The following is an 8,637-nucleotide window of genomic DNA, read 5'->3' on the forward strand; positions in this document are numbered from 1 at the left end:
GTCCCCCAGTCATAGCCGGTGAACGGGCCCGTCCCCGCCGGACGGAGGAACTTGTAGTAGCTCATCGTCACGTATCACGAACCCGTTCGACCGCTGCGGCTAGCCTGTCCGCCAGCCCCGCGGGAACCACCACGGTGGCCGCCGCCGTCAACGCCGCCAACGATCGTCGCACCCGGTCACTGTAGGCAAGACACGGCGGGCAGAAAAGCAGGTGCTGTTCGAACGCATTCTGATCACTGTCGGTCAGCTCTGCGTCGTACCAGGCGCCCACCAGATCGAAGATGACCTCACAGCTGACGTCCCTCGCCCTCATCGGCGCTCAGCCCCGGAATCGACGGCCCTGCACTCTTCATCGAGGTAAGCGACGTAGGCCTCCCGGGCGCTGTCGAGAAGTCTGCCCTGGTCATCGGGTTCCGTACCCGTGATGGGAGCGGCCTCGGTCGCCGACAGCTTTGCCGCGTCCCGGAGGATGAGCAGCGTCCGCTGGTTCAGCGCAAGGCGACGCACCGCATGACGCACCTGTTCGGCTGTGGGCACCCAACCGGCTGGCCAGGACGACACGTCAACGTTCCACCATCCCGCCCAGCGGTCATCCGGCGGCAGAAAGAAGCCCGCTCGCGATGGCTCTGGCTCCTGCGATCTCGCGGTGGCACTGTCGGGCGTGGCGGCGGCGTCATCGAGTTGGCCGTCCTCCCGCATCAGTCTGAGGACCGCGCCGAGCAGGGCGACCCGAACCGGTGGATCCGTGTCGGCCACCAACACGGCAACGGTGTCGAGCCAGGCGCGTTCGACCACCGCGACCACCGCGACGGCTTCGGGACACGCACCGACCGCCTCCGCGAGCAGCACCGCAAGCGCGTGGTCGGTGTTCATCAGCGTGTCGACGGCCGCGCCATCCCCACTGGCGAGTGCGGTTCGCAGTGCTCCGGTCACCTGGTGACCTCGGTGAACCTCGGTATCTCCGCCACACGATCAAGCGACCACAACGGGAGCCTGCCGTCATCGCCCCGCTGGCAGAACTGCCGTAGCACCTGGTAGTCAGGGTCGGCGGTGAGCACCTCGCTCCCCTCGCACAGCTCGAAGTACTCGTCGAGGAAAACGCTCACGATCTTTGCCGACACGGTCTGCGCGGTCTCGCCGAGGCAGATCAGCAGCATGTCGAAAACCCGTGGCACGTCAGGCCGCAGGGACGGCTGAAAGAACGGCATGGGGACAAGCGTGGAGCCCGTCCGGTGGTACAGCCTGAGCCGCGCGTCGGGGTCGCCGTAGACATTCGGCTGGTGAAAACGCGGATCCTCGATCTCGGCGATCACCAGAGACGGCCCGATGGCTGCCCGCCATCGGGGGATGACGTCGGTGAGCAGGGTCTGACCGATGCCCCGGCCACGCGCCTCGGGCCGCACCGCGATATAGCTGAGCAGGAGCACCCCTGATCGGGGATAGATCTCGCCCAGCATTCCCCCCAGCGGGGTCTCGCCATCGAAGACCAGCGCGCCGGGACCCAGATCGCCGGCAGCGGCCTCACGCAGCTCGTCCCAGGTAATGAGTTCATCCGGTGGGAAGGCCGGTGTCAGCACCTCTGCGTAGAAGGCCTCCAGCGCTGGCTCGCTGACCTCGGACAATTTCATGATCTTCAAACCGTTCTGGGCACGAGCGCCGATCCACTGGGTCTCCCCTGGCCTGACCACCCCCTCATCTTCACCTGTTCGTCAGCACCTGACCAGCACCCGGCCGATCCAGCAGCCGCTTGATCGGCATCCATCGGATCAACGTGCACCGGACGAACGTCCACCGCGGTCCACCGCTTATACCCGTCGCATACGGCGTGCACCTGCCCAGGTACGGCGGAGTAATCTGGCCGGTGTCAATGGGAAAGGACGTGGCTGGGAATGCCGAAGGCTACAGTCAGCATGGCTGTCCGAGTGCCGGACGCTCAGCTCGTGAGCGCCTATGACATGTGGTACGAGTTCGTGAAAGACGCGTGGGATGACGGCCACGGCCGTGGCCACGATGACGTTGAGATCTCCGTCGTCGCGCTGGAGTTGTATCCATCGGGGATGCCCGCCCGGCCCGTTGCCCGTCGCCTGGCCACGCCCGACGGGGATGCGCTGGTGTTCCGGCCGGAGTGGTTCAGCAGGTATGACCCCGAGCAGTCCGAACATGGCAAGATCAGCCTTAGCGGACCCCAGCGTGAGGTCTTCGATTTTTCCTTCGACTACCGCTTCCGCCCGCCGCGGGCGACGCTGGTAGTCGATTTACCGGACGAACGGATGTCCCGTACGATTCTCGATGTGATCGACGATTCGACTTCGGTGGTACCACGTGCGCGCCAGCCCGAGACGGCTGACGAAGGATGGACGGGCGGCACGACACAGCCGACGATTTTCATCGGACACGGCGGGCCGAACGAGATGTGGCGCATACTCAAGGACTACCTGGCCGAGTTCGGTTACCGGGTGGTGACCTTCGAGAGCGAATTCCGTTACGGCCGCTCGGCAGCAGACGTCGTATGGGAGATGCTTCAACAGGTGGACTTCGCGTTACTCGTCCACACCGCTGATGACGAGACGAAGATCGGTACCGTCCGGTCGCGCCAGAACGTGGTGCACGAGACCGGGCTGTTCCAGGGCAGGCTGGGCTTTGAAAAAGCGATCATCGTCCGGGAAGAAGGCGTTGAGGAATTTTCCAACCTCGCCGGAATTCAGGAGATCAGATTTCCCAAAGGGAGTATAGGGGCAGCCTTCGGCGAGGTTCACCGCGCCCTGCGCGGCGTTTTTCCCGCCCACTGACCTGCCCCCTCTACAGCCGCCGCCCGGCCGGGCCTGCAGAACCGGACTACCGACCGCGGTTGAATCACAGGCCAAGTGTCAGGCGATGGCGCCACGGGGAGCGATCCAGACGTGTGGCTGCCCGGTCGTGGCGGCAATGTGTTCGAAGTCTGCGTCGTAATGCAGGATTACCGCGCCGTGGTGTTCGGCCACGGCGGCGGTAATCAGGTCGATGACTCCGGCGGCGCGGTGGTGGCCTCGGGCGGCCATCCGGATCTGGACATCACGCGCCCGGTCGGCAATGACCTCGCTGACCGGTAACGTCACGTAGAGGGTTCGGCGGCGCTCGGCTATCGTGCGGACGTCGGTAAGATCACGACCGGAGTAGCCGGCTTCCAGGTCGACCGTCACGCAGGTGGCCGCGGCCCGATCCGCGATGAGCCCGGCGATGACATTGCGGATGGCCAGATGACCGACCCGCGCGTGCGCCGAGGTGTCGATCAGATAGAGCTGGCCGGGACCGACCGGGACGGTCACCGACGAGCCTGGCGCATGATCTCCTGATCGGCGATGTCCGGACCGACACCGAGGGCGTACGGGTCATCAAGCAACTGTTCGATACGACGGCGACGATTGGCCACGAACTCGAGCGCGGCGTTGACGGTGTCCTTCTTCGTCGTGGTGCCCAGCTCCTTGGCCGCCAACGCCAGCGCCTCGTCGTCAAGATCGATCATCGTCTTCATATATCCGATCATACAGCCCGAGCAATATGATCAACAATACGAAAACAGTCTGCGATTTCCGATCATCCTGCGATGCGGCGCAGCACGTTGCGATCGGTGTGCTCGACCACGCCATCCCACCGGGCATGAGTGATCAACGTCTTCTCGCTGTAGGCGAAGACACCGTCGGCCTGCACCGTCACCGTGACCTCAAAGCCGGTCGTGCGGGCGGCCTTCGCCAGGTAGAGGTTGGACAGAATGCCGTAGGTCTCCGACTCCACCTCCGCCCGCATGGTGAAGGTGGTCGCATCCGGCGCCGCGGTGCCGCCGGCCAGCACGCTCTGGCCGCGGGGCACGGTGAAGCACCGCATCACCTGGCCGGCAACGGCATCCCACAGCCAGTAGCCGAGCTCGGTGTGGAACGGGTTCTCCTCGCCGATGCGCCACGCGGCGGTGCGGTAGTCCAGGCCGTACAGCACCTGTGGGCCGTTCTCCACCGGGCCGAACGGCTTGAGCGACATGCGCTCGCGGAACGGCGTCTCGACGATGCGACCCTCGGCGTTCGAGAAGGCCACGTCGAGACCCTCGTCGCCCTCCCACTCCCCGGCCAGCGCCGCCAACGGCCCGAACTCGGTGGCCTGCACGCTCTCCACTCGGAACCCCTCTTCACCCGGCTCGAACCTCCCGGACCGTCACAGTCCGACAGCCAGGACGTTACCGGTCGACTCCGGTAATGCGGGCGGATCCGGCAGATTTCGGCCCGTGAGACTGGCGGCATCCGGGCGCATAGTCCCGCTACCGAACGGCTGGACAGAAGCACGTCTGCCTCGCGGTCCATCCACCCCGATCGTCGCTCCCTGACCGAACGCCCTATCTGTCGGCGGCGACCGCTAAGCGCGCTCGGCAATAGGGGAGTGGATCAAGGAACGGGGCTGGGGTGCGTGGATCGCGAGGTGCGAGGAGGGAGGCACCGGAGGCGTCGGGTGTCGGGTGTCGACCGACGGAGCCGGGGTACCCCGTGCATCGCGCAACGATGGACGGGGAGCGATGTGGCGGGATACGTGCCCCAGCCCCGCGACGCCGCGTCCCTATTGCCGGCCGCTCTAAGCGCTATGGAAGCGCATGCGCGCTACTATGGCGCAGTGGCGACGATTCAGATCAGGAACATCCCCGACGAGGTGTACCTGACGTACAAGCAGCGCGCGCTGCGCGCCCGACAGTCCCTGCAGGACTACCTGCTGGGCAAGCTGGTCCATGACGCCCAGCAACCGACGCTCGAGGATGTCCTGGACCACGCACAGGCCAGCGCGGCGGCGTCAGTGACCACCCATGACATCCTCACCGAACTGGACCGTGGACGGTCCACCCGTTGATCGTCATCGACGCCAGCACTCTCGTCAAGATCCTTATCGAGAAAAGCTCATCGGCCGAGGCGGTACGCGAACGGCTCCGTGGTGAAACCCTCAGCGCTCCGAGCCTTGTCGATGCCGAAGTCCTCTCGGTCCTGCGCGGATTGACCCTCGGCGGCAAGCTACCCGAACAGCAGGCGCGTACCGCCCTGTCGTTACTCGCCAGGATTCCCATCCAACGCGCACCATTACCCGCACAGCTCGCGCGGGTGTGGCAACTGCGTGCCAATTACAGCGCATACGACGCTTTCTACGTCGCTCTTGCGGAGTTTCTGGACTGCGCCCTGGTCACCAGTGATGCCCGCCTCTCCCGTGGCTCCGGCGCCAACTGCCCCATCGAACTGTTCCCGTAGCCGCGGCAACGCGTACATCCAGGACAGCGTCCTTGCGCATGCCGTTCCAGGTTGGATGATCAGGTAGGCCGACTCGTCACAGGAAATGATCCTGGCTGGTGGGGACAAACGGTGCTTTCTGCGTGGCCAGGTAGTGGAAGTTGGGCGGCGGGCCGACTGTGCGTTCCAGAGTCTTGACGACCGTGCGAGGGTTGTCATGCGGGCCCGAGATGTAGTACGGCTTACCGTCCTTACCGAAGGTGATGGCTGACGGCTCTTGCCACGTACCGAGGTGGTCGGCCGCCTGGGTGAAGTCGGCGTGGGGTTCGAAACCGAGGCCGCGGGCGTACTCGACGGCGCCGAACACAATGAGCCGAGCGAGCTCGATCGGCGCGTCCTGCCATCCGTGCGGGTAGGTGGAGAAGTAGTCCGGCAGGAACTGCCGCAGATCCAGTTCGTTCTTGATTTCGGGGCCACGGACGTTCTTGACGCCCAGGCAGTAGGCGTCAGCCAGGTAGCCACACACCGATACCTTGTCCCAACGGTGCCTGCGGGCGACCAGCACACTCACCAGCCCGCCGAGGTCTTCCTGCGATACTGCTTCCGCTTCGTCGTCCGCCCAGCCGTGTGACTGACCAACAAAGAGTCCCACGCTCCAGCCAACGTTGATCCAGCAACCGGTGGCTTCCGGTTCACTCGCTACGGCATCGCGCTCCGCGGCGACGACTCATACCAGGGAGGCTACGACCGAGGGCGGCACGCCAAGGGCGCGGACGATCGTCTTCGGAGGCTTCCCCTCACTGCGCAATCGACATACCGGAACGAGTAGCTCTATATCGCCCATAGCGAGCGGTATTCTATCAAAACCGCCTCGGCTGGCTCGAACTCCAGCAGTTCGCGAGCCTGTTGGCGGAATGGAGACATTCGACCGCCTTCCGTCGTTATCATAGGAACTGGGATGCCATGGACAGGCCGTGGCGGGCATAGACGGGCTGTGGCAGGCATAGACGGGCTGTGGCGGACACAGATGGGCCGAGGGAGGGAGCCGGATGTGTCGCTACAGTCCAACGTGCGGCAAGGGCAGTACGGCGAGGCGTTCATCTACGCTCTGGCCTGCGCCGCCGGTCTCACCGTCGCGCGCATGAGCCTCGACGTGGACGGGGTGGACTGGATGATCGCGTACCCCGGCCCACGCGGAACCACACGCTCCCCCAAGCTCGAGGTGCAGGTCAAGACATGGTCGAAACCACGCGGCGATGACCATCATTGGCACTACCGGCTCCACACCCGTCACTTCAACCATCTTGCCGGACCGGGCTTTCAGCTGCCTCGCTATCTCGCCCTTGTCATCGTTCCCGAGACCGCCGACGAGTGGGTGGGCACATCGCATGAGGAGTTCCAGCTGCGTAGAGCCGCCTACTGGACGTCTCTGGTCGACCAGCCGATGGAACCGGCGAACACTCGGAACGCACAGATCCGCGTCCCCGTGCCCAGAAAGAACCTTCTGACGGTCCAGACCCTGCAGAGTCTGCTCGATCGGCCCGATCGGCGGATCCTGACCTCATGATGGCCGACATCCTGAGTCGTGATCTTCTCGCGTCCCGCACCCCGTCCGAGCTCGCCACCTATCTCGGGGCGACAGGATGGCGGCGTATCGGCGAGTATGCGGGCGCGCGGGTGTGGACGATCCGGTCTGACGGCGACGAATTCGAGGCCCTGCTGCCCGTGGACGGCAGCGTCCGCGACTACGGTGCGCGGATCGCCGACCTCCTGGAGGTTCTGTCGACCGTCGAGGGACGGGCGGAGCTCGACATCTGGCGGGACCTGTCCACGGTGGACATGGACGTGCAGTACATCCGCACCTTTCCGGACACTCCGTCGGGCACCACTCCCATCGACGACGGCGTTGCCGCGTTCGAAGGCGCGCGAAACCTCCTCGCGGCGGTCGCGGTCGCCGTCGCCACGGACATGGCGCAGGCCGTCCAATCGGGCCGGAAACCCGCGGCGGTCAGCCGGTTTCTGCGCGGAGTCCGGATAGGCCCGACCTCCGTCGGCAGTTTCGTCCTGTCCGTTCTGACCCCCGTCCCAGCACCGCTTGTACCCGAACAGCCCCTACTGCCAGCTGCCGAGAACAAAGACGATGCCGAGACCAAGGCCAAGGACAAGGACAAGGACAAGGCCGAAGGCGACGAGTCGGCGTCAACCGTGCTGAAGTCAACGCAGCCCTTCGAACGTCGTGTGTCACTCGGGCTGTATCGAGCCGTCCTGACCGCGCACGAAGCGTCCACCCGAGTGCTCGCCGGTGAAGATCTCCATGTCTTCGACGCCGCTGTTCAGCGGGGAGTCAGCGCAAACCTGTGCGAGGCACTGGCCGGAATGGGCGGACAGGCCGGCAATCCCTTTGAGATGACTTTCGGCTGGGCGTTGGCCCGACCCGTACGACGGCCGACACCGCCGCTGGTGTTCACCCGCGACATGATTCCGGTGCTCGGCGGTGCCGCCCGCAGATTCCGCGGGAACACCGGCGAACAAAACACGCGGATCATCGGCACCGTCGTGCGGCTACACAGAGAACAACGGACCGGAGCCGGCCAGGTCACGATCTCCGGGTACAGCGAAGCCGACCCCGCCGACATACGACGCATTCGGATGGAGTTGGCCGCCGAGGACTACGACCGGGCGCTGCGAGCGCACAGCCGCCAGCTGCCGGCGGTGGCCGAGGGAGACCTCGTGTCCGTCGGCAACCGCTGGCGGCTACGCAACGTGCGTCGCTTCAACGTCGCCGACAACCCCACCGAGACGCCCTGAAAAAATCGACGAGGCGGGGGTCGCGCGGTGACTGCGAGGTCGACCGACCGCTTCGTCATGTCCGCAGTGATCCTCGCGGACGCTCACCTCCCGGCGATGGCCGCCGAGCTGGCTCAGCTCCGTATAGACCTCAAGCGACGCCCGGGCGATACTCTGCACTGGCAAAACCTCAAGGGACATTCCCCGCGTCTTCACGTCGCGCGGACGGTCGGGGCGCTCCCGTGGCTCACGATCTCTACCGTCGTAGTATGCAAGAGACATCTCTCTGACGTTCTGCCAAGCGAAGAGCACGCGTACCTTTACACGCTGAGGTTCTTGCTGGAGCGATTGTCGTGGCTCGCTCAGGCGCGTGGCGCGACTCTGGACTACACGCTCGCGTACGCACCCCGACCACGCTCCTTCATCCACGCCCCTATCGCCGGGCGCTCTACCAGCCGTGAACGTACGCGCGGCAACGCCGGTCCTGGCCGTAATCTCCTATCGGTGACCGACGGCGACCGTACCGCCGGGACCCGTGCCGGCCGTCGCGGTCGAGGCCGATCCGCCCCACGCCCGGCACTGACAGGGAGGCCGAGATGTGCGATGACGGCGCGGGTCC

The 8,637-nt window shown here is 65.4% G+C and carries 12 protein-coding genes; 5 read left to right on the top strand and 7 right to left on the bottom strand.

The genetic code is table 11. The annotated features are described in order from the left end of the window. Positions 1-67: 67 nt before the first annotated feature. The 3 genes from U9983_RS24640 to U9983_RS24650 are packed head-to-tail and all read right to left on the bottom strand — an operon-like array spanning position 68 to position 1,688. The gene (locus U9983_RS24640; protein ID WP_322750339.1) at positions 68-313 is read right to left on the bottom strand and encodes a zf-HC2 domain-containing protein; all 246 of its coding nucleotides are present in this window, start codon (positions 311-313) and stop codon (positions 68-70) included. Further along, positions 310-933 (bottom strand): hypothetical protein, encoded by a 624-nt coding sequence (locus U9983_RS24645; protein WP_322756299.1) that lies wholly within the window; start codon positions 931-933, stop codon positions 310-312. The genes U9983_RS24640 and U9983_RS24645 overlap by 4 nt, the downstream gene beginning before the upstream one ends. Next, positions 930-1,688: a GNAT family N-acetyltransferase gene (locus U9983_RS24650; RefSeq protein WP_322756300.1), complete on the bottom strand. Its 759-nt coding sequence runs from the start codon at positions 1,686-1,688 to the stop codon at positions 930-932. The genes U9983_RS24645 and U9983_RS24650 overlap by 4 nt, the downstream gene beginning before the upstream one ends. A 369-nt stretch (positions 1,689-2,057) precedes the next feature. On the opposite strand from U9983_RS24650, the gene U9983_RS24655 reads away from it, so the two are divergent. After that, on the top strand, positions 2,058-2,789 hold the full coding sequence (locus tag U9983_RS24655) for a nucleotide-binding protein (protein ID WP_322756301.1): 732 nt from the start codon (positions 2,058-2,060) through the stop codon (positions 2,787-2,789). Between the two features lie 78 nt (positions 2,790-2,867). Here U9983_RS24655 and U9983_RS24660 read toward each other — a convergent pair whose 3' ends face one another. The 3 genes from U9983_RS24660 to U9983_RS24670 all read right to left on the bottom strand — a co-directional run bounded on the left by U9983_RS24660 (position 2,868) and on the right by U9983_RS24670 (position 4,143). Beyond that, a complete protein-coding gene (locus U9983_RS24660) occupies positions 2,868-3,305 on the bottom strand; it encodes a PIN domain-containing protein (RefSeq protein WP_322756302.1) in 438 nt (145 codons plus the stop codon). Then, complete coding sequence (locus U9983_RS24665; RefSeq protein ID WP_322750334.1) at positions 3,302-3,511, bottom strand: type II toxin-antitoxin system VapB family antitoxin; 210 nt, start codon at positions 3,509-3,511, stop codon at positions 3,302-3,304. The genes U9983_RS24660 and U9983_RS24665 overlap by 4 nt, the downstream gene beginning before the upstream one ends. A gap of 62 nt (positions 3,512-3,573) precedes the next feature. Continuing rightward, complete coding sequence (locus U9983_RS24670) at positions 3,574-4,143, bottom strand: heme-binding beta-barrel domain-containing protein (protein WP_322750333.1); 570 nt, start codon at positions 4,141-4,143, stop codon at positions 3,574-3,576. Between the two features lie 489 nt (positions 4,144-4,632). On the opposite strand from U9983_RS24670, the gene U9983_RS24675 reads away from it, so the two are divergent. Beyond that, positions 4,633-4,863: a FitA-like ribbon-helix-helix domain-containing protein gene (locus tag U9983_RS24675; protein WP_322756303.1), complete on the top strand. Its 231-nt coding sequence runs from the start codon at positions 4,633-4,635 to the stop codon at positions 4,861-4,863. Then, entirely contained in the window at positions 4,860-5,252 is a 393-nt protein-coding gene (locus U9983_RS24680; protein WP_322756304.1) for a type II toxin-antitoxin system VapC family toxin, read from the top strand. Before U9983_RS24675 ends, U9983_RS24680 begins: the two co-directional genes overlap by 4 nt. A 76-nt stretch (positions 5,253-5,328) precedes the next feature. On the opposite strand, the gene U9983_RS24685 is transcribed toward U9983_RS24680, so the two are convergent. Next, positions 5,329-5,883 carry a helix-turn-helix domain-containing protein gene (locus U9983_RS24685; RefSeq protein ID WP_322756305.1) on the bottom strand — a complete coding sequence of 185 codons (555 nt, stop codon included), beginning with the start codon at positions 5,881-5,883 and terminating at the stop codon, positions 5,329-5,331. A gap of 399 nt (positions 5,884-6,282) precedes the next feature. On the opposite strand from U9983_RS24685, the gene U9983_RS24690 reads away from it, so the two are divergent. Both U9983_RS24690 and U9983_RS24695 read left to right on the top strand, forming a co-directional pair. After that, the gene (locus U9983_RS24690) at positions 6,283-6,798 is read left to right on the top strand and encodes a DUF4365 domain-containing protein (protein WP_322756306.1); all 516 of its coding nucleotides are present in this window, start codon (positions 6,283-6,285) and stop codon (positions 6,796-6,798) included. After that, positions 6,795-8,039: a hypothetical protein gene (locus U9983_RS24695; RefSeq protein WP_322756307.1), complete on the top strand. Its 1,245-nt coding sequence runs from the start codon at positions 6,795-6,797 to the stop codon at positions 8,037-8,039. Before U9983_RS24690 ends, U9983_RS24695 begins: the two co-directional genes overlap by 4 nt. Positions 8,040-8,637 lie beyond the last annotated feature (598 nt).

Source organism: Protofrankia sp. Cas3 (genome assembly GCF_963555955.1).
Classification (GTDB): domain Bacteria; phylum Actinomycetota; class Actinomycetes; order Frankiales; family Frankiaceae; genus Protofrankia.

Excerpts from the sequence above, each read along its gene's own strand:
- U9983_RS24640 (WP_322750339.1), bottom strand. The coding sequence starts at position 313 with ATGAGGGCGAGGGACGTCAGCTGTGAGGTCATCTTCGATCTGGTGGGC.
- U9983_RS24655 (WP_322756301.1), top strand. The coding sequence starts at position 2,058 with ATGCCCGCCCGGCCCGTTGCCCGTCGCCTGGCCACGCCCGACGGGGAT.
- U9983_RS24665 (WP_322750334.1), bottom strand. The coding sequence starts at position 3,511 with ATGAAGACGATGATCGATCTTGACGACGAGGCGCTGGCGTTGGCGGCC.
- U9983_RS24695 (WP_322756307.1), top strand. The coding sequence starts at position 6,795 with ATGATGGCCGACATCCTGAGTCGTGATCTTCTCGCGTCCCGCACCCCG.